The 22,818-nt window shown below is 71.4% G+C and carries 18 protein-coding genes and 2 pseudogenes; 7 read left to right on the forward strand and 13 right to left on the reverse strand.

Annotated features, from left to right (window positions below; genetic code table 11):
* The 4 genes and pseudogenes from AB0N14_RS33190 to AB0N14_RS33205 form a co-directional block, all read right to left on the reverse strand.
* Positions 1 to 470, reverse strand: a pseudogene (locus AB0N14_RS33190) (hypothetical protein); the annotation flags it as partial.
* 139 nt (positions 471 to 609) lie between these two features.
* Positions 610 to 1,557, reverse strand: a complete 948-nt coding sequence (locus tag AB0N14_RS33195; protein WP_366029413.1) for an LLM class flavin-dependent oxidoreductase — start codon at positions 1,555 to 1,557, stop codon at positions 610 to 612.
* Positions 1,558 to 1,590: 33 nt separating this feature from the next.
* Entirely contained in the window at positions 1,591 to 3,348 is a 1,758-nt protein-coding gene (locus AB0N14_RS33200) for an FAD/NAD(P)-binding protein (RefSeq protein WP_366029414.1), read from the reverse strand.
* Complete coding sequence (locus AB0N14_RS33205) at positions 3,345 to 4,193, reverse strand: amino acid ABC transporter permease (RefSeq protein WP_366029415.1); 849 nt, start codon at positions 4,191 to 4,193, stop codon at positions 3,345 to 3,347. The genes AB0N14_RS33200 and AB0N14_RS33205 overlap by 4 nt, the downstream gene beginning before the upstream one ends.
* A gap of 417 nt (positions 4,194 to 4,610) precedes the next feature.
* Between AB0N14_RS33205 and AB0N14_RS33210 the strand changes: the two genes are divergently transcribed.
* On the forward strand, positions 4,611 to 5,567 hold the full coding sequence (locus tag AB0N14_RS33210) for an ABC transporter substrate-binding protein (RefSeq protein ID WP_366029416.1): 957 nt from the start codon (positions 4,611 to 4,613) through the stop codon (positions 5,565 to 5,567).
* On the opposite strand, the gene AB0N14_RS33215 is transcribed toward AB0N14_RS33210, so the two are convergent.
* Both AB0N14_RS33215 and AB0N14_RS33220 read right to left on the reverse strand, forming a co-directional pair.
* Positions 5,527 to 6,813, reverse strand: a complete 1,287-nt coding sequence (locus AB0N14_RS33215; protein ID WP_366029417.1) for a nitrate- and nitrite sensing domain-containing protein — start codon at positions 6,811 to 6,813, stop codon at positions 5,527 to 5,529. The two genes, AB0N14_RS33210 and AB0N14_RS33215, sit on opposite strands and share 41 nt — an antisense overlap.
* Before the next feature lie 139 nt (positions 6,814 to 6,952).
* Positions 6,953 to 7,850 (reverse strand): annotated as a pseudogene (locus AB0N14_RS33220) (DUF5685 family protein).
* Positions 7,851 to 8,149: 299 nt separating this feature from the next.
* Here AB0N14_RS33220 and AB0N14_RS33225 point away from each other — a divergent pair.
* Positions 8,150 to 8,587 (forward strand): cell division protein SepF, encoded by a 438-nt coding sequence (locus AB0N14_RS33225; RefSeq protein WP_103840725.1) that lies wholly within the window; start codon positions 8,150 to 8,152, stop codon positions 8,585 to 8,587.
* Positions 8,588 to 8,629: 42 nt separating this feature from the next.
* Here the strand turns inward: AB0N14_RS33225 and AB0N14_RS33230 are convergent, their stop codons facing one another.
* Positions 8,630 to 9,820 (reverse strand): acyl-CoA dehydrogenase family protein, encoded by a 1,191-nt coding sequence (locus AB0N14_RS33230; RefSeq protein ID WP_366029418.1) that lies wholly within the window; start codon positions 9,818 to 9,820, stop codon positions 8,630 to 8,632.
* A gap of 143 nt (positions 9,821 to 9,963) precedes the next feature.
* The gene (locus AB0N14_RS33235; RefSeq protein WP_366029419.1) at positions 9,964 to 11,565 is read right to left on the reverse strand and encodes an MFS transporter; all 1,602 of its coding nucleotides are present in this window, start codon (positions 11,563 to 11,565) and stop codon (positions 9,964 to 9,966) included.
* Positions 11,566 to 11,822: 257 nt separating this feature from the next.
* Here AB0N14_RS33235 and AB0N14_RS33240 point away from each other — a divergent pair, with 257 nt between their 5' ends.
* Together AB0N14_RS33240 and AB0N14_RS33245 are read left to right on the forward strand one after the other, a co-directional pair.
* Entirely contained in the window at positions 11,823 to 12,995 is a 1,173-nt protein-coding gene (locus AB0N14_RS33240; protein WP_366029420.1) for a hypothetical protein, read from the forward strand.
* Between the two features lie 239 nt (positions 12,996 to 13,234).
* Complete coding sequence (locus tag AB0N14_RS33245) at positions 13,235 to 14,251, forward strand: phosphatase PAP2 family protein (protein ID WP_366029421.1); 1,017 nt, start codon at positions 13,235 to 13,237, stop codon at positions 14,249 to 14,251.
* A 97-nt stretch (positions 14,252 to 14,348) separates the two neighbouring features.
* Here the strand turns inward: AB0N14_RS33245 and AB0N14_RS33250 are convergent, their stop codons facing one another.
* Positions 14,349 to 14,564 (reverse strand): I78 family peptidase inhibitor, encoded by a 216-nt coding sequence (locus AB0N14_RS33250; RefSeq protein ID WP_366029422.1) that lies wholly within the window; start codon positions 14,562 to 14,564, stop codon positions 14,349 to 14,351.
* A 433-nt stretch (positions 14,565 to 14,997) separates the two neighbouring features.
* Here AB0N14_RS33250 and ctaD point away from each other — a divergent pair, with 433 nt between their 5' ends.
* Complete coding sequence (gene ctaD / locus AB0N14_RS33255; protein WP_366029423.1) at positions 14,998 to 16,689, forward strand: cytochrome c oxidase subunit I; 1,692 nt, start codon at positions 14,998 to 15,000, stop codon at positions 16,687 to 16,689.
* Here ctaD and AB0N14_RS33260 read toward each other — a convergent pair.
* The 3 genes from AB0N14_RS33260 to AB0N14_RS33270 form a co-directional block, all read right to left on the reverse strand.
* Positions 16,571 to 17,611: a YafY family protein gene (locus AB0N14_RS33260; protein WP_366029424.1), complete on the reverse strand. Its 1,041-nt coding sequence runs from the start codon at positions 17,609 to 17,611 to the stop codon at positions 16,571 to 16,573. The two genes, ctaD and AB0N14_RS33260, sit on opposite strands and share 119 nt — an antisense overlap.
* A 66-nt stretch (positions 17,612 to 17,677) precedes the next feature.
* Complete coding sequence (locus tag AB0N14_RS33265; protein ID WP_366029425.1) at positions 17,678 to 18,475, reverse strand: hypothetical protein; 798 nt, start codon at positions 18,473 to 18,475, stop codon at positions 17,678 to 17,680.
* Between the two features lie 340 nt (positions 18,476 to 18,815).
* Positions 18,816 to 19,472 (reverse strand): transglycosylase family protein, encoded by a 657-nt coding sequence (locus tag AB0N14_RS33270; protein WP_366029426.1) that lies wholly within the window; start codon positions 19,470 to 19,472, stop codon positions 18,816 to 18,818.
* 540 nt (positions 19,473 to 20,012) lie between these two features.
* Here AB0N14_RS33270 and AB0N14_RS33275 point away from each other — a divergent pair.
* Both AB0N14_RS33275 and AB0N14_RS33280 read left to right on the forward strand, forming a co-directional pair.
* Positions 20,013 to 20,786, forward strand: a complete 774-nt coding sequence (locus AB0N14_RS33275; RefSeq protein ID WP_366029427.1) for a hypothetical protein — start codon at positions 20,013 to 20,015, stop codon at positions 20,784 to 20,786.
* Between the two features lie 61 nt (positions 20,787 to 20,847).
* Positions 20,848 to 21,201: a hypothetical protein gene (locus tag AB0N14_RS33280; RefSeq protein WP_366029428.1), complete on the forward strand. Its 354-nt coding sequence runs from the start codon at positions 20,848 to 20,850 to the stop codon at positions 21,199 to 21,201.
* Between the two features lie 74 nt (positions 21,202 to 21,275).
* Here the strand turns inward: AB0N14_RS33280 and der are convergent, their stop codons facing one another.
* The gene (gene der / locus AB0N14_RS33285) at positions 21,276 to 22,757 is read right to left on the reverse strand and encodes a ribosome biogenesis GTPase Der (RefSeq protein ID WP_366029429.1); all 1,482 of its coding nucleotides are present in this window, start codon (positions 22,755 to 22,757) and stop codon (positions 21,276 to 21,278) included.
* Positions 22,758 to 22,818 lie beyond the last annotated feature (61 nt).

Below are 22,818 nucleotides of genomic sequence, written 5' to 3' on the forward strand. Positions count from 1 at the left end.
CCGTCGGCGTTCTCGACGCGTACGGTGCGGCTCTCCCCGTACGGGGTGAAGTGCCCCTCGACGGACCAGCGCGGATCGTAGGGCGTGGCGTCGATGCCCCGGAAGTCCCGGCGTGCCGGGGCGGCCGGGTCGTACTCGCGCACGCCCCACACGCCCTCGCGGGCGAGGACGACCAGGCGGCGCTCGCCGGCCGCGACGCGGGCCGCGCCCACCGGCCCGGCATCGGCGTCCAGGCGGACCTCACCGGTGAAGGGCCGCCCGTCGACCGTCAGTCCGTCAGCCTTGCCGGCCGTCAGTGCCACCGCGTCACCGTCGTCCGTCCACCGCCCGGGAATGTCCGGAATTTGACCGTCCGGATAATCCTCCAGCCAGTAGGTACCGGTCAACGCGAGCGGCCCGTACGGCTCCGACACCTGCGCGGTGCGGTGCTCGTGCCATTGCTTCCACTCGTCGGATGCGTCCGTCGTCATGTGGTCAACCCTTCCATATGGGACATGTGCGCCCGGGGTGCGAGCGCAGCGTGGTGGGATGCGGTACGAGGAAGAACCCATCGGCGGCGCCCGATCGGACGAACTCGTCCCTCGGGTGAACGTCGCACAGAGCGCGCCGTCATGACGTTCCCCCTGTCACGACGTGCCGGTGGGCGGGCCGGGGCAGGCCCAGGTGCTCCCTGAGTGTGCTGCCCGGATAGAAGGTGCGGAACAAACCGCGGTGCTGGAGCAGCGCGACCGTGCCGTTGACGAGCCGCTCCAGGTCACGGCGCGGCTCGGCGGGTCTGAGGTGGAAGCCGTCGACGACACCGGCCGTGTGCCAGTGGGCGATCAGTTCGGCCAGGTCGATGGGGCCGCCGCGGTAGAAGGGGCCGTGCGCCGTCTGCCGGGGGCCGCTCCCGCCTCCCCCAAGTTCTCGGCTTCGCTCGAACAGGGCGGACCCCCATCCGGGTTCGGCCGCGTGTTCGCCGTCGCCGAGGTCGACGACGAGGCTCGCCAGGAGGCGCAGGGCGTCCGGTTCGCGGCCCGACTCGCGTGCCGCGTCCCGCAGTTCGTCGCGTACGGCAGCGGCCTGCGCGGGGCTCGTGACGCGGGCGAGTGCCACGTCGGCGTGGCGGGCGACGTTCGTACGGGTGCCCGTGTCGGTGGCGTCGACGACGCGGACCGGGTGGCCCTGCGGCGATCCGGAGTCCTCCCACCCTTCCCGGAGCCGGGTCTCTCCCTCGGTCGCCGGCAGGCCGAGGTACCAGCCCGCCCGGCCGCCGCTGACCCGGTCGAGGGTCTCGAGGGCCGCCCGGACACGGGACGGCTCCGCGGACGTGCCGGGCACCAGGCCGATACGGCGGGTGGCGGGCGCGGCGCGCTGCAGCACGGCGAGCGCATCGGGGCCCAGGGCCCCGGAACCGTGGGGGCCGGGCCAGGCGGAGTGGTCGCCGAGCGTGACGAAGTCGAGCGCACCGCGCTCCGCGAGCCGTACCGCCTCGACATGGCGGTCGACATCACGAGCCTCCCGCTGGTCGACGGCGGCGGCCAGGTGCAACAGCCCCCGGCCGGGTGATGAGGTCATCTCGAGTGAAACCTTTCTGTGGCTGATGGGGCGTCACAGCGCCGTGGACGGGCCGCGCAGGACGGTCAGTGCCGCCCGTGCCGCCGCGTCGTTCTGCCGGAACGCGGGCCCGCCCGTGCGGGGCCGGGTGAACGCGCCGGAACCCCGGGCGTCGGTGTGCGGGCCGAGCGCGAAGCGCCTCGGATGCGGGCGGCCGGAGCGGTCCAGGACGCGCCCGTCGGCGGGGTCCACGGCGAGCAGTCCCTCGGCGGTGGCGGCTGCGCCGTCCGCGTGCAGTTCCCGCAGCAGCCGGTCGCGGGTGCGTTCGACCGTGGGGTGCGGCAGCCGCGCCTCGACCAATGCGCGGGCCCCGACGAACGCGTCGGGCACGGTGCCGCTCGACGCCCGGAAGACGCCGTCCTCGGCGGTGACGGTCATGTCGGCGCCGAGGAACTTCAGCACGCCCGCGCGTGACAGCGCGAGCATCTGCCGCAGTCGTGGCCCGGGCGGACCGGAGGCCAGGTAGCTGAAGAAGCCGTGCCACCAGGGTCCGATGTCGCCGAGCCGCACCAGCTGCCCGTAGACGGAGAGCAGCCCGAGGAAGACCGCCAGGTCCGGACTGCGGGCGGGGTCGTGGCGCCGGTCCAGGTCGGCCTCGATGTAGCGGCGCAGACCGTCCTGGAGGCCGTCGTAGGAGGCGTGGCGCACGCCGTCCAGCGGACGGTCGAGGGTGCTGAGGTCGAAGCGGTCGGCGGGGTCGGGGACGGCGGCGGACACCAGCGCGGGCAGCGAGGCCGCGTCCGCCACGGCGTACTTCTCCTCGAAGTCCCTCCAGGCGACCGTGGTGCGCTCGGGGTGGGCGGTGAACAGCCGGTGGTAGTGGGCGAAGCCCAGCTCCTTCTCGACCGACGGCCACACGTCGCGCCGGAAGTCGAAGCCCTCGGGGCGCGCGAGCAGCGCGTCGACCTCGGCGGGCCCGAAGAACCGGGGCAGCGGCGGCCTCTCTCCCGTCCAGTCGTAGCCGATCTTCGAGTGGTAGGGCACGCCGCGCCGGGAGCCGACGTACAGGACCGGTTCGCGTCCCGAAGGCACGTACGTGTCCCCCTCGTACCGTCCGCCGCGTCCCTCGGTGAGCAGCACCATGAGGTCGACGAAGGCGAGCCCGAAGCCGCGGACGAGGACCGGCTCGCCCGCCTTCAGCGGTGACAGGTCGCTGTCGGCCGTGAAGTCGGGTGGCAGATGGACAAGGCCGTGCCTGCGGGCGTACGACGCCAACGCGCGCTGCTCGTCGTCGAGTTCGGCGTCGAGGTGGCCGAGCGTGAGGACCACGAGGTCGGCGGTCAGCGGCTCGGCCAGTCCCTCCAGCCAGACCCGCTGCCGGCCGTCGGGCGGGCCGTCGACCCGGACGGCGAGGCGGGGGTGGTGGTGGACGCGGATACCGGGCGGCAGGGCGGCGACCGTCTGCTCGTAGACCCAGCTCAGGTACGCACCCTGCCGCTGCCGGTCGGCGAACAGACGCCCGCCGACGCCCGCCCACTCGTGCAGGGTGGGGCCCTCGCGCACCGGGCCCTCCATGGTCACCGTCTCGTCGGTGAACATGGTGACGTCCTCGGCGTGCGAGTTCATCCACAGCAGCGGCGACTGCGCCTGGCGCCAGATGCGTCCGCCGCCGGGCGGATACGGGTCCACCAGGTGCACGTCCAGCTCGGAACCGGCGTAGAGAGCGGGGGCGTTGGCGGCGATCCGCTCCAGGAAACCGGTCCCCCGCGGTCCGGCACCCACGATCACCAGCGAAGGTCGGTCACCGCTCACCGTGTGCGCTCCGCACCGCGCGCGTAGCGCTTCTCCACGTAGTACTGGCCCACGCTGAGCACCGAGGTGACGATGACGTACCAGAGCGTGGCCACCATCAGCAGCGGGATGACCTGGTAGGTGCGGTGGTAGATGAGCTGCGCCGAGTAGAGCAGGTCCTGGACGGCGATGACGCTGACGATGGACGTGCCCTTGAGAGTGCCGATCAGCATGTTCGCGGCCGGCGGCACGATGGACCGCATCGCCTGCGGGAGCACGATCCGCCACCAGCGCTGCCACCGGCTCAGGCCGAGCGCCTGCGCGGCCTCGATCTGGCCCCGGTCGACGGAGAGGATGCCGCCGCGCACCACTTCGGCGGCGTACGCGGCCTCGTGCAGCGTCAGGCCGACGACGGCGACGGTGACCGGGCCGAACAGGTTCACGGTCTTCACGCCGAGGATGTGCGGGTACAGGGCGCCGATGTTGAACCAGAACAGCAGCTGCACCAGGATCGGCACCGAGCGGAACAGCCAGACGTACCCCCAACTGACGCTTTTCAGGACCGGGTTGGCGGACAGCCGGGCCGCAGCGAGCAGGGTGCCCAGGGCGAAGCCGAGCCCCATGACGACCGCGGTCAGCCAGAGGGTCAGCCAGAGGCCGCGCAGGACGGCGGTGGAGGTGAAGTAGGCGCCGACGACGTCCCACTGGAACGCCTCGTTGCGCACGATGGAGGTGAGGGCGAAACCGAGCAGGACCAGGACCACGAGGGCCGCGGCCCACTGACCGAGGTGGCGCCGCGGGACGAGACGCGGGGGCGCGGCTTCTTCGGCAGCCGCGGCCGGTTTGGCGAGGGTCTCGGAGGACATGCGAAGGCTCCGTGATACGTCGAGTCGAACACGGGTGGGTGCCTTCACACAGGCGCTGTACGGCCGAGCCCCTCAGCAGGGCCGTGCCCTGAGCGTACGTGGCCGTTTCCCCGGGCTGTCAAGGCCGTCCACAGTGTGAGCCGTGCGTCTCAAGTCGGTTGACGGGGAAACGGATGCCTGTTCCACTTGACACATGCGCCCACAGCAGCGGCTGGTCACCCGCTCCCACATCGACTTCGGTCGCGTGTGGTCCTGTTCCTGTTGAGCTGACGCCCTGCACGCCCTGACGCCCTGTACGCCCTGATCCGCAGGGCCTCTTTCGCGTTCGCCCACGCGCTTTCCACGCCTTCACACGCGCCTCCCTCCTTCGCGTTCCCTCGCGCGCTGCCACTTCCGCTCCCAGGAGACCGCTGACCCATGCGTACGTTGACACGTACAAACAAGAGGCTTTTCACCCCCTTTGCCCTTGCTGTTTCGGCAGCTCTGTCGCTCACCGCGTGCGGTTCCGGCGACGCGTCGGGCTCGGGTGGTACCGATGCCCGGGCCGCGGCCGAGACCGGGAAGATCCCGGCCACGGACGTCGTGTCGGCCATCAAGGCGTACGAGCCCGCCGCCGAGCTGCTGCCGGCGGGCGTGCACGACCTCACCGTCGGGGTCGCCGTCTCCGGCCAGTTGCCGGGCACCAGTTATCTGGACGACGGAAAGACACTCGTCGGGCAGGACATCGACTTCTCCAACGCCGTCGCCAAGACGCTCGGCATCAAGCTGAAGCTCGAACCGGCGAGCTTCGAGGCGATCCTGCCGGCGCTCGGCAGCGGCAAGTACGCCTTCGGTGCGAGCAACTTCGGTGTCACCGACGAGCGGCGCAGGACGATCGACTTCGTCACCTACATCAACGACGGCCAGGGCTTCGCCGCCCGCAAGGACAGCGACCTCACGAAGATCACCGACCTGAAGCAGCTGTGCGGGCTGAACGTGGCGACCGGCGCCGGCACGACCTTCGAGGCGACCCTGGAGGAGAACGAGCACGTCTGCACGGACGCGGGCAAAAAAGCGTACGGCGTGCAGACGTACAGCGAGTCGGGCGCGCTGTGGTCGTCCCTGCAGCAGGGCCGCAGCGATGTGGTGATGTCGACGATCAACGGCCTGCGGTACGCGGTCGCTCAGCAGCCGGGGCTGAAGTTCCTGAACGAGTACCACCGCCTCGACGTCGGCTTCGCCTTCAAGAAGGGCACGAAGCTGGCGGCGGCGTTCCAGGCCGCGGTGAACCATCTGATCGCCGACGGAACGTACGAGAAGATCCTGAAGAAGTGGGGGACGACGGACTCGGCGATCAGCACGTCGCAGATCTCACCTCCCGAACTGAAGAACTGAAGGGTTCCGCCCCGTCCTCAAGGGGCGCGGGGCGGAGCACCACCTGCTCGGTGGCGAGGTCGAAGGCGACGCGCTGCACACGGTCGAACGCCTCGGCGACGTGGAGCACCTCGGCCCCGGCCCGGCCGGGCACCGCGAGCGGTGCGGGCGGGCCGTGGTGCCCGCCCCAAGTGCCACGCCGCCCGGCGGCGACCGCGCGCGGCAGCCGAGTGGCGGCCACCTCCAGTGCCTGCTGGGCCAGGACGGCGAGCGGAGTCGAGACGGATCGGACGCAGTCGAGGGCGAGGTGGCCGAGCGCGGTGACGGTGCCGAACGCGAACAGCACGAACAGCAGCAGATCACGCTGGGCGGCGCTCCGGAGTGCGGCGGCGCGCTCCTCCACGTCCTTGCCGAGCGAGATCTGCACCGCGCGCAGTCCGTCGTCGGCGGAGGTCATGGACTCCCACCAGGCCATCGGGGGAATGGCGGCCGCGGCGAGGCGGCCGTCCGCGTGCACGGCGACACTCTCGTAGGCGAGGGCGCGTTCGGCCTCGGCCGTGCCGAGCGCGGCGTCGAGGCGCCGTCGCTGGGCCGCGGTGGCCGAGCGCGGAAAGCTCTCCAGGGCGGCGAGCCTGGCCGCGCGGAGCTGCAGGAAGCGGTTGTAGTCGTCGCCGCGGAACCGTCCGGCGCGTACCGAGCCCAGGACGATGGCGCGCTCCTCGTCGGCGGACTCCTTGGCGTCGCCGAGGATGTCGAGCGCCCGGCAGGCGGCGCGGAGCCGGACGTCGTGCACGTCGTCGAGCCCGAGATCGAGCCGGTCGAGGACGGTGATGCCGGTGCTGAAGGAGGCGAAGGTCTCCTGGAAGGCGCCGGTGCCGTCGTCGGCGTGCCGGCGGATCGCGGTGAGCCCGTCGAGCCGTCCCAGGGACGCGCGCACGGAGGCGGCGGCAGCATCGTCACGGCCCCGCAGCTCTCGTTCCAGCCGGGCGCGTGCGGTGTCGGTGGCTCTGCGCTGCGCGGGCAGCTTCGCTCCGAACTGCCGTACGCCGCCGACATATCCGGTGGTCAGCCCGCGTTCCTTCTGCAGCCCGTGGACGAGCCCCTGGAGGGCGATCTCGAGCCGGGCGTGGTCGGCGGTGGCGGCCGCGTCGCGGTGTTCGGAGATCTGCTGGGCGGCGGCCGCGCCGAGCAGGGCGAGCAGGACGGCGAGGGCGAGGACGAGGAACCTCAGCAGCCTGGCGCGGGTGGTGGGGGGTGTGACGTCCACTGATGAAGTGCCTTATATGGAGGACGAATGGTCGGAGGGGCAGAAAATCGTTCTGCCCCCGGCCAACGATCACCACGGCGCACCGGTCACCAGATCATGTGCTTGTTTTACGTGTGGGACATCTTTTGCACAGCGGACGTCAGCAGTCGCAGCCGCAGTCACAACCGTCGCCGCAGGAACAGCAGTTGCCGCAGCACTCACAGCAGTCGCCGCAATCGCCGAATCGCCGCAGTCACAGTCGCAGTCGCAGTTGTTGCACCATCCCTCGCGCCTCTTCCGTGATCACGGTCCTTCGAACTCGTCGGCGCAGCAAACATGGCAGGTGCAGCACAGCCCCACGGCCACCGCGCAGCCGGCCACGAAGCCCCGCTTGCCGGCTTCGAGAGATCCTCCGTGGTGTGCGGACCGTCCTGCCGGAGTGGGCCGAAGGCGCCCTGAGGGCCGTGCCCGCAGGACTCGGTGCCGAAGGCCCGGTCCACCGAGCACCGCAGCTCGTGGACGAGCAGGACGTGTGCGAGCCGTCCCTCGGTGCCGTGTCCTTCCGGGGAGACCCCGGACCCCCGGGCGACGTCCCGCAGCGCGAGTCGTCGGCGAGGCGACGGGCCTCCTCCAGTGAGGTGTCCGTGGCCGATGGGGGTCCCCCCTGCTCGAGCGAAGCGAGAGCTTGGGGGAGGGTTCCAGGCGCCCGACGCGGCGTCCGCCTCCCGGTCCTCCACGGCGTCCAGCAGGTGCGCGAGGCGGCCGAAGAGCCGGCCGGCCTCGGCGAGCGGTGCGGCGTTGCCGGGGCGCCCGGCGAGGACTCGTCAAGAGCTTGGGGAAGGGCAGGGAGGGGCGGTGCGCCGCCACCCGGCGTTTTTGCCGTTCGGCCTGAGCCTCCGTCAGAACGGAGATCAGCACGCCGTCATAGTTGGTGACGACGCGCGCGAGCTGCCCGTGGTCCCGGCGCAGTGCGAGACACAGCCCGCACAAGTGCGCCATCCACTGCGCCTCAGGCTCTCGCTCATCCGGTGACGACAGGGCCGGACCATTCCGAACACGACACCCCCCGTTCCCCCGCGGCTCGTACGATGTTGAGTTGCGGCAGATTATCCGCCGACTCGTTCACCCATACGCACTCACCGTCACCCGGACGCCGTGACAAATCGTATTTCACTCATAGTCAGCAGGCGTCTGAGCCCGAACTCTTGGGGCACACGGCCTCTCGACGGATCCGCTGTGCACCAGTACCGTCACGAAACCCCCGCGCGGCGTCTATCCCCTTGGCGCCACATCCGCATCATGGACGACCATGGGGTTGCGGAAGGCATGAAAAAGACCGCTGTGAGAGGAGGCGTCCATGGGATCGGTGCGCAAGGCGAGTGCCTGGCTCGGCCTCGTCGACGACAACGATGACGAGCGTTACTACGACGACGACTACGCCGAGGACCAGGAGCACGGCGACGCCTGGGTGACCGACCCGCGCGTCAAGGTCGCCTCCGACACGGCGGAGGAGAAGGGCCGCCGGATCGGCACGGTCACCCCGGACAGCTTCCGGGACGCCCGGGCCATCGGCGAGCTGTTCCGGGACGGGGTCCCGGTCATCATGAACCTCACCAACATGGAGCCCGGCGACGCCAAGCGCGTGGTCGACTTCGCGGCCGGGCTGATCTTCGGCCTGCGCGGCTCGATCGACCGTGTCTCCAGCCGGGTGTTCCTGCTGACCCCGGCGAACACGGAGATCGTCAGCGGCGACACCGCGAGCCGGCAGGGCGACGGCTTCTTCAACCAGAGCTGAGGCAGGGCCGCTCACCGGCCCTGCCCGCTCCCGGGTTCCGGGTCATCGGAAGGCGTCGAGTCCGGTGAGCGCCTTGCCCAGCACGAGCTGGTGCATCTCGACGGTGCCCTCGTACGTGAGCACCGACTCCAGGTTGGTGGCGTGCCGCATCACGGGGTACTCGAGGGAGATCCCGTTGGCGCCGAGGATCGTGCGCGCGGTGCGGCAGATCTCGATGGCCTCGCGGACGTTGTTGAGCTTGCCGAAGCTGACCTGTTCGGGACGCAGCCGTCCCGCGTCCATGCGCCGCCCCAGATGGTGGGCGAGCAGAATCCCCTTGTGCAGTTCGACCGCCATGTCGGCGAGCTTGGCCTGGGTGAGCTGGAACCCCCCGATGGGCCTGCCGAACTGTTCCCTGCTCTTCGCGTACTCCACGGCGGCCTCGAAGCACGACCGGGCGGCCCCCATGGCACCCCACACGATCCCGTAGCGGGCGTGGGAGAGACAGCTGAGCGGTCCCTTGAGTCCTGCGACGCCGGGGAGTACGGCGTCGGCGGGCAGCCGTACGTCGTCCAGGACCAGCTCGCTGGTGACGGAGGCGCGCAGGGACCACTTGTGCTTGATCTCCGGGGCGGAGAAGCCCGGGCTGTCGGTGGGGACGACGAACCCGCGGATGCCGTCGTCGGTGTGCGCCCAGACGACGGCGACACCGGCGACGGAGCCGTTGGTGATCCACATCTTGCGGCCGCTCAGGACCCAGTCGGAGCCGTCGCGCTTGGCGTACGTCCGCATCGAGGCCGGGTCGGAGCCGTGGTCGGGTTCGGTGAGCCCGAAGCAGCCGATGACCTCCCCGGCGGCCATGCGCGGCAGCCACTGCTGCTTCTGCTCCTCGCTGCCGTAGCGGTGGATGGCGTACATGGCGAGGGAGCCCTGCACGGACACCAGCGACCGGATGCCGGAGTCCGCGGCCTCGAGTTCCAGGCAGGCGAGCCCGTACTGCACGGCGCTGGCTCCCGCGCAGCCGTAGCCGCTGAGGGACATGCCGAGGGCGCCGATGCCGCCCAGCTCACGGGCGAGCTCGCGGATGGCGGGCAGCTCGCCCTTCTCGTACCACTCGGCGACGTACGGCAGCACGCGGTCCGCCGCCCAGGTCCGTACGGTGTCGCGGATGGCGCGGTCCTCGGCGTCCAGCAGGTCGTCGATCCCCAGCGGGTCGGCCGGGTCGAAGGGCGGCAACGTCGAGGACGCGGTCATGGGGGCAGCCTCCGTGACACTGAAAACTAACAGCGCTAGCCAGGGTTGGACGGGGCCGACGCTACGGCCCGGTGCGCTCCACGTCCAGTACCGGGCCGGCCTCGACCGGGCAGCTCGCTGCCCGAAGGGGGGCGGGGCCCCGGCTACGCCGAGACGCGCGTGTCGGCGGCCTCGCGCGATGTCGGCACCCCCGCCGGAGGTGCCTCACAGTGCATCACCCGCGGCAGCCTCGCCGCCATCAGCGCCCCCAGCAGCAACAGCCCCGCACTCACCAGCAGCGTCACATGCAGGCCGTGCACGAAGGAGTCCCGCGCGGCGTGGCGCAGTGCGGCGCCCCGCGCACCGCCCAGCCGGTCCGCCACCTCGTACGCCTCCCCCAGCGAGTGCCCCGCCGCCCGTGACGCCCCCGCCGGGACTCCGGGCACCGAGGACAGCCCGGGCGCGTACGCCGCGTTCATCACGCTGCCCAACAGTGCGATGCCGATGCCCGCGCCCAGCTGGTACGACGTCTCGCCGATCGCCGCCGCGCCACCGGACTGCTCCTGCGGCGCCTCGCTCAGCATCGACTCGTACGCCGCGAACAGCGTGGTCTCCAGCCCGAAGCCCAGCAGGACGAAACCGGACAGCAGCAGTGCCGGATCGTCCTCCCCGCCCATCGCCGTCAGCAGGAGCACCGCCGCGGCCGTGAGGCAGAAGCCGACGGCGACCATCCGGCGCGGACCGAACCGGTGCAGCAGGTGGGAGCCGACCAGGCCCGCCGCCATCGCCGCGAACGTCAGCGGCAGCAGCCTGAGGCCCGTCTGCAGCGGCGAGAGACGCAGCACCAGTTGCAGGTACTGCGCCGCGATCAGCTCCAGACCGACCAGCGCGAGCATCGCCAGCACGATGCACCCCACCGATGTGCTGAACGCCGGACGCGCGAACATCCTCAGGTCCACCAGGGGGTGTGCGCGGCGTCGCTGCCGTCGTACGAAACCCGCCAGCAGGGCCGCGCCCACCAGCAGCGGCAGCAGTGTGGCCGGGGTGATCGGCGGCTCACCGCCGCCGAGCCTCTTCACTCCGAGCACCAGCCCGAAGAGACCGCCCGCCGCCATGAGAGCACCGACCACGTCCCACGGGCCGTCCCTGTCACCCCTCGACTCGGGCAGCAGCAGCCGTCCGACCGGCAGACTGACCAGCATCAGCGGGATGTTGATCAGGAAGACCGAACCCCACCAGAAGTGCTCCAGCAGGAAGCCGCCGAGCAGGGGACCGACCGCCGCGCCCACGGCGGCCACCGCGCTCCAGATGCCGATCGCCAGCGCCCGCTCGCGCCGGTCGGGGAACACCTGGCGCAGGATGGACAGCGTCGCCGGCATGATCATCGCGCCGCCCACGCCGAGCAGCGCCCGCGCCGTGATCAGCACCTGGGCGTCCTGGGCCAGGGCGGCGACACCGGAGGCGACTCCGAAGAGTCCGTAGCCGAGCAGCAGGACGCGTCTACGGCCGATCCGGTCGCCCAGCGTGCCGAACAGGATCAGCAGCGAGGCACAGACGAGCGGATAGGTGTCGACGATCCAGAGCAGTTCCATGGCGCCGGGCTTGAGGTCCTCGGTGACGGCGGGCATCGCCACGTGCAGCACGGTCGCGTCGAGGGCGACGAGCAGCAGGCTCACACAGAGGACGACGAGCACGACCCAGCGGTTGGCACCCGCCCCGGCCGTCCTACGGCGCAGCCGAGCGGCGGCCGTGGTCGTCCCGGACATGTGCGTACCTCCCAGATGGTCCCTCGCTTCGGCGGATCCACGAGGTGGGGACGTCCCCGCGGTAGCGGCCGGGAGGAGCGGTACTCCGGGCCCACGCAACGAAGTGAGTGAGTCGTCAGCGTACGCGAGTTCCCCCGGCCGTCGCGTGGCAGACCTCTCACGTTCCCCTGGGAGAGGATGTGGCATGTGCCACGCCTCCCCCGGTCACCACGTGCGGATGACCGCTGCGGTTCCGTACGGCGCCGATAATCGAGCGCGTGACCGATCTTGCAACGCGCCCGGTGCCGCCCCCCAGCGGCACCGTGCGCCGGGCCGCCCCCGCCCTCGCGGGGTACGTCGCCGTGCGCGCCCTGGGGCTCGTCGTGCTCGCCGTGTGGAGCGCGGCGCGCGGCACGAGCCCGCACACGCTGCTGAGCGCCCGTTGGGACTCGCTGTGGTACACCCGGGTCGCCGCGCTCGGTTACGGCTACCAGGTCCGCCTGCCGAACGGCGACGTGCACTCCAACCTCGCGTTCTTCCCGCTGCTGCCCTGGCTGGAGCGGCTCGGCGCGGCACTCACCCCGTTGTCGTACGCCGACGCGGGCCTGGCCGTCTCGACGCTCGCCTCGCTCGCCGCGGCCTGGGGGATCTTCGCCGTCGCGGACCATGTGTACGGGCGCCGTGTCGGAGTGTGCGCGGTGCTGGTGTGGGCGGCGCTGCCGGTCGGGATCGTGCAGTCGATGGCGTACAGCGAGTCCTTGTTCACGGCGCTCGCCGCCTGGGCGCTGTACGCGGTACTGACGGACCGCTGGGTGAGTGCGGGCTTGCTCGCGTCGCTGGCGGGCCTGACCCGTCCGGTCGGTGCGGCCGTGGTCGCGGCCGTGTGGATGGCGGCGATCCGTGCGTACGCACGCGACCGGGGCGCGTCGGCTGTGGACGGGCGACCCGGCAGCCCGGTCCGCCGGGCGCTGGGGATGCTCCTCGCCCCGCTCGGCGCCGCCGGGTACGTCCTGTGGGTCGGTCACCGCACCGGCCGGGGCCCTCTCGGCTACCTCGACGTCCAGGCGGGCTGGCGCAACGGCTTCGACGGCGGCTACGCCTTCGCGCGCTTCGCCGCCGCCAAGTTCACGTCCCTGGCCTCGGTGCCGGCCGGCGTGGGTCTGGTTGCCGGGGTCGCGTTGATCGTCTGGTTGTACGTGGTGTGCGTACGGCAGGGCCAGCCGCTGCCGTTGCTCGTGTACACGGGCGTGGTCACGGCGCTCGCGCTCGGCGCGGCAAGCTTCTTCGGCTCGAAACCGCGCCTCCTGATGCCCGCCTTCCCCCTGCTGCTGCCCCTCGCCCGCGCTCTCGCCCGGGGACGAACATCGACATCGGCGTCGGTGCTCGGCGGTGTCGCCGTGGCATCGGCCGTCTACGGAGCGTTGTGGCTGAACGGCTCCGGTCCGCTGTGATCCACTCCGCGACGGGCGGTGATCGGCCGGGGAATTGAGCCCGAGCATTCGGTGAACGAATAGATAAGGGCCATAAAACGTGGACCCCGAAGATCAATGGAATTGAAGGTCACTCCTCGCAGCTCATTGTGGAATCCGTCGAAATAAACGACCTGTTGAGAGGAATCCCACATCACATCGTCATCACGACCCCAGTGATTCGGGCGGGTTCACAGCTCACCCGCTGTAACGTCGATTGAGTGCGTACCGAACGAAAGCTGAGCCGTTGGGAGCGGGTCTTCGCCCGGTTGGACCGTGAGCCGAGCCGACCGGCCCACATCGACGTGCCCAGGATGAGCCGGCACCGAGTTGTTCTCTTCTCGGCAACTCTGGCCTTCTACTTGGCGATCGTGTGGGCCGTCGTCGTCTCCTCCTGGCTGGTCCGGCTCGACTGGCAGGTCATGTTCTTCCGGCCGTACCAGCAGTGGCCGCAGATCCACGCGTTCCTCGACTACTACGTGGTGCTCGGCCAGCGCGGTCCCACCGCGGTGATGGTCGCGGCCTGGCTCGGCTGGCGCTCCTGGCGGCAGCACACCCTGCGCCCGCTGCTCACCCTGGCCGCGGCGCTGCTGCTGCTCAACATCACGGTCGGTGCCGCCAAGTACGGCATGGGGCGTCTCGGACCGCACTACGCGACCGTGATCGGGTCGAACGAGATGTGGCGCGGCGGCGATATATTCCCCTCCGGTCACACCGCGAACGCCGTGGTGACCTGGGGCATCCTCGCCTATCTGGCCTCCACGCCGCGAGCCAGACGCTGGCTGTCCGCGCTGTCCGCGGTGACCTCCCTGGGCGTCGGCATGACCACCGTCTACCTCGGTACGCACTGGCTGAGCGACGTGCTCCTCGGCTGGGCAGCGGGCCTGCTCATCCTGCTGGCGCTGCCCTGGTTCGAGTCGCCGATCGCCACCGCCGAGGTCCGCATCCTGGCGCTGAGGGACCGCCTGCGCAGCCGCCGTGCCGCCCCGGTGCGCGCTCCGGCCCCGGTCGGCGCCCCGTCGCTGGTCGTCACCCCGCGCGCCGCCGAGGAGCCGGCTCCCGCGTGGGAACCGGTGACCGCCTCCCGCGCCTCCCGCTCACCGGCGTACCTGGCCCCCGGACCGCACATGACCCGGGCGGAACGCACCCCGGTCACCCCGGTGGGCAGCCGCCGCCCGCCGCACTCGGACCGCGCCTCGCGCGGCACCGCCTCGGCCCGGCCCCTGGCGGGCGGCTGAGCGGCGCACATCGCGGGACCGGTACGCACACCCACCTGCACCCATGACGAAGGCCCCGGCTCGCAGGAGCCGGGGCCTTCGTCATGGGTGCGTTCGGTCAGCCCTTCCAGGAGCGCTTGACCCTGCCGTCCTCGACCTCGAAATTGATCCGTCCGAAGAGGTACTCCATGGTGATGATCGAGCCCGGCGGCAGCGAGCGGACCGTGCGCCAGCCGCGCTCGCGGGCGAGCCGCTCGGCCTGCCCGGCCTCCAGGCCGACGTAACGCTCCGGGGAGTCCTCGGGTTCGGCGGCAGGTGCGGGATGGGGTGCCATGCCGCCACCGTAGGCCGCCGGCTCCCGAGGCGGAAGCCCGGAGCGCCACAGGGGGCTCTGATACCCCTCCGATCACGCTTCTGTCACAGGATCACGACACCCGTTTCGCCCCAACGGCGTCACACGTACGGGCGGTTCCGGTCGCGCCGCGCACGCCGCCGAACGTAATTCGGGACTAGCTTGACCACGGTCGGAAGGGGTTCGGAATAACCCTGCGGAAAGCCAGGCACGCAGTTCACCACGGCTCTTTCCATTCCGATTCCGGGATGGTCCGCGCCGCCTGACTCCGCATGAGAAACACACGGCTTCAGCACAGAATCCCCGTATGTCTGCGGTCGGAGCCGTCGGCGGCGCGCGCAGCATGACGTGAGCCCGCGGGAGTGCCGAGCCGCGGGCGCCGGCAGGCCCAGGGCGCGACGAGCGAGAGGCAAGCATGGGCACGGACACGGCGCGGGCGATCGCGGGGCCCGTACCGAGGAGGCGGACCGGGCGGCTGGTCGTCGACTGGCTGACGACCACCGACCACAAGAAGATCGGCCACCTCTATCTGATCACGTCGTTCGGCTTCTTCCTGATCGGCGGCGTCATGGCGCTGCTGATGCGCGCGGAACTGGCCCGGCCCGGCCTGCAGATCATGAGCAGCACCCAGTACAACCAGTTGTTCACCCTGCACGGCACGATCATGCTGCTGCTGTTCGCGACCCCGAGCTTCGCGGGCTTCGCGAACGAGATCATGCCGCTGCAGATCGGCGCCCCCGATGTGGCGTTCCCGCGGCTGAACATGCTGTCGTACTGGCTGTTCCTGTTCGGCGGGCTGATCGTGCTGGGGTCGCTGCTGACGCCGGACGGCGCCGCCGACTTCGGCTGGTTCGCCTACGCCCCGCTCAACAGCCACGAGCACACGCCGGGCATCGGCGCCGACCTGTGGATCCTGGGGCTCGCGCTGGCCGGCTTCGGCACGATCCTCGGCGCGGTGAACTTCCTGACGACGATCGTCGGGATGCGCGCGCCGGGGATGACGATGTTCCGGATGCCGATCTTCACCTGGAACACGCTGTTCACGTCGATCCTCGTCCTGATGGCGTTCCCGGTACTGGCCGCGGCGCTGCTGGTCCTGGAGGCGGACCGGCGGTTCGGCTCGCAGGTGTTCGAGTCCGCCAACGGCGGCGCCATCCTGTGGCAGCACCTTTTCTGGTTCTTCGGCCATCCCGAGGTCTACATCATCGCGCTGCCGTTCTTCGGGATCATCACGGAGATCATCCCGGTATTCAGCCGCAAGCCGATCTTCGGCTATCTGACGCTGGTCGGCGCCACGATGGCGATCACCGGCCTGTCGATCGTCGTCTGGGCGCACCACATGTTCGCCACGCAGGCGGTGCTGCTGCCGTACTTCTCGTTCATGTCCTTCATGATCGCGGTGCCGACGGGGGTGAAGTTCTTCAACTGGAGCGGCACGATGCTCCGGGGCTCGCTGTCGTTCGAGACGCCGATGCTGTGGGCGACCGGCTTTCTGGTGTCGTTCCTGTTCGGCGGGCTGACCGGGGTGATCCTCGCGTCGCCGCCGCTGGACTTCCACGTCACCGACTCGTATTTCGTGGTCGCCCACTTCCACTACGTGGTCTTCGGCACGGTCGTCTTCGCGACCTTCGGCGGCTTCTACTTCTGGTGGCCCAAGTTCACCGGCAGGATGCTCGACGAGCGGCTCGGCAAGATGCACTTCTGGACGCTGTTCACCGGCTTCCACACCACGTTCCTGGTGCAGCACTGGCTGGGCGCGGAGGGCATGCCGCGCCGGTACGCCGACTACCTGGCCGCCGACGGGTTCACCGCGCTCAACACCGTCTCGACGATCGGCGCGCTCCTGCTCGGCCTGTCGACGCTGCCGTTTCTCTACAACGTGTGGCGCACCGCCCAGTACGCGCCGAAGGTGGAGTCCGACGACCCGTGGGGCTTCGGCCGCTCCCTGGAGTGGGCGACCTCGTGCCCGCCGCCGCGGCACAACTTCGTCACGCTGCCCCGGATCCGCTCGGAGTCCCCGGCGTTCGACCTGCACCATCCGCTGTACGCCGGTCAGGCCCCTCAGCCCGAGCCAGAGCGGCATCAAGCCGGTCACGAGCCGTCCTGACGGTCTCGGTGAGTTCGGCGGGCTCCAGGACCTCGAAGGGGAAGCCGGTCATCATCACATGAACCACCATCGCCTCGAGGCTCGGGGCCCCGGTGCGCAGCAGACAACTGCCGTCGCTCTCCGCCTCCAGGGTCCCGGCCGACGGGGAGATGCGCTCGGCCGCCTCGTGCAGCGGCACCACCAGCCGTAGGACGGCCTGCGCGGCGTACGCGCGCGTGGAGACGCCCCGCGACACATAGGCGGCCAGGTCGTCGGCCGGCGGTGTGCGCGGGGTGAAGCGAGGGCCGTGCGGCGGCTTGGGGGTGATGCGGTCGACGCGGAAGGTGCGCCAGCCGTCGCGGTCGAGGTCCCAGGCGACCAGGTACCAGCGGCGCTCGGTGCACACCAGGCGGTGCGGCTCGACCGTGCGGCGGGTGGCGGCGCCCTCGTGATCGCGGTACTCGAAGCGCAGCCGCTCCGCGTCCCGGCACAGGTGGGCCAGCTCCGTGAGGACGCCCGGGTCCACGGGGGAGGGCGCGGGCCCGCGCAGCATCGGCACGGTGAAGGCGTTCAGGGCTCCGACGCGGCGGCGCAGTCGGTCGGGCAGCACCTGCTCCAGCTTGGCGAGGGCGCGGACGGAGCTCTCGCCGATGCCCTCGATGCCCTGTCCGGCGGCCGTGCGCAGCCCCACGGCCACGGCGACCGCCTCGTCGTCGTCCAGCAACAGCGGCGGCAGTTCGGCTCCCCCCGCGCCGAGCTGGTAGCCGCCGCCGGTCCCGGGGCTGGCGTTGACGGGGTAGCCGAGGTCGCGCAGCCGTTCCACGTCGCGGCGGACGGTGCGGGGGCTGACGCCCAGCCGCTCCGCGAGGTCGGCTCCGGACCATTCGCGGTGGGCCTGGAGCAGGGACAGCAGGCGCAGCAGTCGGGCCGAGGTGTCCAGCATGGGCCGAGTCTGCCAGGCCCGGCCGCCGGGCCTGTCCGACGGCGGCCGGGCCTGTCCGCAAGGCGGTCAGCTCACGGCGCTGACGGTCACCGACAGGTCGTTGTCGACGGTGTAGTAGGGCCGGGCCCGGACCTCGCCGTGCGCCGCCCGCACCGCGGCCTTCGGGTAGCGGAAGACCGGCCTCTTGTCCACGACGTCGCCGAGCAGCCGTGCGATCCGCACCCGCGGCCCCTCCTCCCCCACCGGGCGCAGCCACAGGTCCCAGATGCCGGGGTCGAGCGGCGCGTAGGGAACGGTGAAGCCGAACTCCGTCTCCCGGGCGGTGACGTCCGCGCGCAGCACCTTCTCCGCACAGTTCCGCTCACGGACCTCGGCATAGGCGTCGGGTGCGAGCCCGGTGCCGTACACCCGGCCGCTCACCGTGAACCCGCCCTGTGTGATGTGCAGTTCACCGGCCTCGGCGTGCGCGGCGCGCAGCCAGCTGCGGACGGCCAGGGTGCCCCGCCTGGTGGTGTACGGGATGCGGACGGCGATCCGGGCGGCCGTCTCCCCGGGCACGCGGTCGACGAGGGACCGCAGGTCGTTGACGCCCGGGACGAGGGGGTGCGGCTCGTCCTCGGCGAACCGTGCGTAGGCGTCCCAGCGGCCCTCGGGCAGGTCGACGCTGCTGGGCAGGGCGGCGCGCAGCCGGCCGCCCTCGGCGGGAGCCAGTGGCAGCGCGCACTCCTCGCCGTCGCGGCGGCGCAGCACCAGGTGGGCTGGACCCGGCTCGGCGATGCCGATGTCGAAGGTCAGTCCGCCCGCGGTGTCGGCGACGCAGTCGGCGGACACGGGCGGGGCGGCGCGTGGGGCCTCGGTCATCATGCGGGGCGCCCCCTTCTCAGTGCGCTGCGCCCGGCCTCCCGAACTGTGTGGGCGCCACCGAGCGGCGCCGCCCGGGTGCGGTGGACCGAGCCGCGCAGCCGAACGGGGCGGGGCGAGGCCGGTGAATGCGGTACACCGCGACAGGTGGCGTACACACCCACCCCGGCCGAGCCGGCCCTCCGCGTCCTCCCAGCCTCCCACGGACGCGCAGCTCGTGCGCGACGTCGCAGGCGGGGCCGGCTGCTCACGGCCACGGGGACCGGCAGCCCGTCGGCCGTGCACGAACGCGTTCGGGCCCCGACGTCCCGCTGTGACGTCGGGGCCCGAGGGGCGGGCGCGGTCAGAGTTCGAGCCGCTGCCCGGGAACGATCAGGTCGGGGTCGCCGCCGATGACCGCCTTGTTGCGCTCGTACAGCCGCTGCCAGCTGATGCCGTGCCGCTCGGCGATGCCGCTGAGCGTGTCGCCCTGGCGCACGGTGTAGTCACCGCGGGACGCGCTGCGGTTGACGTGGCCCGTCGCGCGCTGCGGCGCCTTCCACGCCTGCTTCGCCGGGGCGGACTCGGTGGTGGCCGCCTTCGAGGAGGAGCGGGTGCTCACCTCGGCGCTCGACGCGGCGGGCGCGCTGCCGTAGGCTCCGGCTCGCTGCGAGCAGACCGGCCAGGCGCCCCAGCCCTGGGCCTGCTGGACCTTGGTGGCGACGGCGATCTGCGCCTGGCGGGAAGCCTGGTCGGCGGTCGGGGCGTAGGCCGTGCCGCCGTACGCGCGCCAGGTGCCGGCGGAGAACTGCAGTCCTCCGTAGTAGCCGTTGCCGGTGTTGATGTGCCAGTTCCCGCCGCTTTCGCACTGGGCGATGCGGTCCCACACTCCGCCGTCGGCCGCGGCGGCGTTGCCGGTCGCGGCGAGCAGTCCGAGCGGGGCGAGCAGGGCCGCGCCGGCGAGGACCGCCGAGTTACGGGTCGTACGAGTCTTACGGGCGTTATCGGCACATTCGGACATGTAATTCCCTCTCCACAGACCCGGATCCCCCAAGGCGAGGCGCGCCGTCCCGCGCATGGAACGCGGTCGTCGCACTCCGCCCCGTCCGCCGGAGGTGGTGCTGCGCGCCGGTTGTGCGGCGCGGTCGGTGGACGTACCCGGGCGGTGCTCGTTGCACACGGCGGAGGAATGTAGGGAGGTCGGCAGCCCGGAATCAACCAACTCGATGTCATTCCAGGCCAGTTGGCTGTTACCGCGGGTATCGTCGATTTCAGGCCACCCACTTCATTCGCTGATTTCCGGATTTGTCGACCAGCGAACGCGACGGTCTGTGAGTCAGGTCACGGAACCAACTCACGGTGGCACCACAGAAGTTGACATGGAGTAACCGATTCCGCGGAAAGCTTCACCCTGCGCGCTGGTCGGTTCGATTCCGTTCGCCTTCGGGCGTGACCCCGGCCACAGATCGCCCGTTGTCATCTTCATGAGCCGGGGACCCCCGGGCTCATGGGCCGGGAGCCACCCGGCACCGTCACGTACCGCATCCCGAGGGAGCCACCCGTGCCGCGCATGCTCGACGTCAGCGACGCCGTACGCGCCGAGATCGGCGACGAAGAAGCCGACCGGCTGCTCGCCGGAGACAACACCCCGGGCAGTTACGACTGCACCTCCTGCCGCACCCCGGGCGACTCCGCACAGGAGCGCACCAGCACCGTCCTGTTCGTCGGCGAGGAGACGGCCGTCCTCGCCTTCGCCCACGCCACCTGCCTGCCCTCCCAGGTCGTCCACGTCACCGAGGAACAGCTGCAGGGCGCCGTCCGCTCCATCACCGCCGACCAGGGGCCCGGCACGGCCGTACCCGAGCAGGCGGTGCTCGGTGTCACCAGCGGACTCCTCCTGATCGCCGGGGAGCTGCACCCGGCGCTCGTCGTGGAGCCGACCGCGCCGATCGCGCGCCCGGGCACGACCGGGATCGGCGACGACTTCCTGCCGCTGCTCATCGAACAGGGCTTCATGCCGCTGACGGCGATCGAGTCGGTGCCGCCGGTGCTGCACGGCTGGTCGGTGCTGCTCGCCGTGGGCCAGCTGCACGCGGTGCTGCAGCCCGGGGCGAACGGCGGGCAGCCGGTGGCGTGGTGGCAGGCCCACCAGCCGCTGCAGGTGACGGACGGGTGGCGGGCGGCCGCCAACAAGCACCAGCAGGTGCTGATGTTCGCCGCGCCGGTGGGATCGATCGGGCGTCAGCCGCGCGAGGACCTGCTGCGTGAGGCGCTGGACAGGGCGGCAGCGTACGGCAAGCTCGTGGCGGCGGCGTTGCCTCTGGCGGGCATCTGAGGCCTGGGCTCTCTCCAGGGCGCCGCCACTGCCGACGAAGCGGACTAATCGTGCGCATCCCTTGAGCGGCAGGGTCGTTGGCACCTATGTGCACGCATATGACGTCCCCCGCCGCCAGTCCTACCAGCCGATCCACTCCGGGGCAGCGACCCAGGCTCCGTCCGCAACGCCGATCTACGACGCGCTCTACGCCGAGTACGTCAGGGCCTTCCGGGCGTGCCCGGGCGACCGCAGCGGCGAGGAGGAGCTGGGCTTCACCGCCTTCTCCGCCTCCCCCCAGCACGGGACCGGGCACCTGGCCGCCCAGCACGGCCATACGGCCTCGGCGGCCAGCGTCTGGCAGCAGGTGGCGCGGCACGCCCGCCGCACGCACCACGTCCTGGCGCTGCCGCCCGCACCACGCAGGGGACTGTGAGCGGGGCGGCAGAGGACGCAGAACACGCAAAGGGCCGGCCCCCGCACGGAGGCCGGCCCTTGTGTCACTTCACGTCACTTCTTCTTGCCGCGCTTCTCGCGCACGCGGACCGAGATGTGGACCGGCGCACCCTCGAAGCCGAACTCCTCCCGCAGCCGCCGCTCGATGAACCGGCGGTAGCCCGCCTCGATGAAGCCGGAGGCGAAGAGCACGAACCGCGGGGGCTTGGTGCCCGCCTGCGTGCCGAAGAGGATGCGCGGCTGCTTGCCGCCCCGGACCGGGTGCGGGTGCGCGGACACGAGTTCGCCGAGGAACGCGTTGAGGCGGCCCGTCGGCACCCGGGTCTCCCAGCCCGCGAGGGCGGTCTCGATCGCCGGGACCAGCTTCTCCATGTGGCGGCCGGTACGCGCCGAGACGTTCACGCGCGGCGCCCACGCCACCTGGCCCAGCTCGGTCTCGATCTCCCGCTCCAGGTAGTAGCGGCGCTCCTCGTCGAGGGTGTCCCACTTGTTGAAGGCGAGGACGAGCGCACGGCCCGCCTCCACCGCCATGGTGACGATGCGCTGGTCCTGTACGGAGATGGACTCGGATGCGTCGATGAGGACGACCGCGACCTCCGCCTTCTCGACGGCGGCGGCAGTGCGCAGCGAGGCGTAGTAGTCGGCGCCCTGCTGGAGGTGGACCCGCTTGCGGATGCCGGCCGTGTCGACGAACTTCCAGGTCCTCCCGCCGAGTTCGATCAGCTCGTCGACCGGGTCACGGGTGGTGCCCGCGAGTTCGTTGACGACGACGCGCTCCTCGCCCGCGACCTTGTTCAGCAGCGAGGACTTGCCGACGTTCGGGCGCCCGATGAGGGCGATCCGGCGCGGGCCGCCGACCCCGGCGCCGCCGAAGGTCTGGGCGGGTGCCTCGGGCAGGGCCTCGAGGACGGCGTCCAGCATGTCGCCGGTGCCGCGGCCGTGCAGCGCCGAGACCGGGTGGGGCTCACCGAGGCCCAGGTTCCACAGGTAGGCCGCGTCGGCCTCGCCGCTCGGGCCGTCGACCTTGTTGGCGGCGAGGACCACGGGCTTGCCCGCCTTGCGCAGCAGGCGGACGACCGCCTCGTCGGTGTCGGTGGCGCCGACCTTGGCGTCGACGACGAACACGACCGCGTCGGCGGCCTCGATCGCGTACTCGGCCTGCGCGGCCACGGAGGCGTCGATACCGAGGACGTCCTGCTCCCAGCCGCCGGTGTCGACGACCTTGAAGCGGCGGCCCGCCCACTCGGCCTCGTAGGTGACGCGGTCGCGGGTGACGCCGGGCTTGTCCTCGACGACGGCCTCGCGGCGGCCGATGATGCGGTTCACCAGGGTCGACTTGCCGACATTGGGGCGGCCGACGACGGCGAGCACCGGGAGCGGGCCGTGTCCGGCCTCCTCGATGGCGCCCTCGACGTCCTGGAGATCGAAGCCCTCTTCCGCGGCGAGCTCCATGAACTCCGCGTACTCGGCGTCGCCGAGCGCCCCGTGCTCGTACTCGTGCTCAGCCGAGCCGTCGGGCTGGATCTGGTCGTTCATGAAGTCCGTACCTCGTTCATCGTGGTGATCGGTGGAGCACCGCACCTACGGTGATCCACTA

The organism is Streptomyces sp. NPDC051104, from assembly GCF_040682835.1.
In the GTDB taxonomy this organism is placed as follows: Bacteria; Actinomycetota; Actinomycetes; order Streptomycetales; family Streptomycetaceae; genus Streptomyces; species Streptomyces cynarae.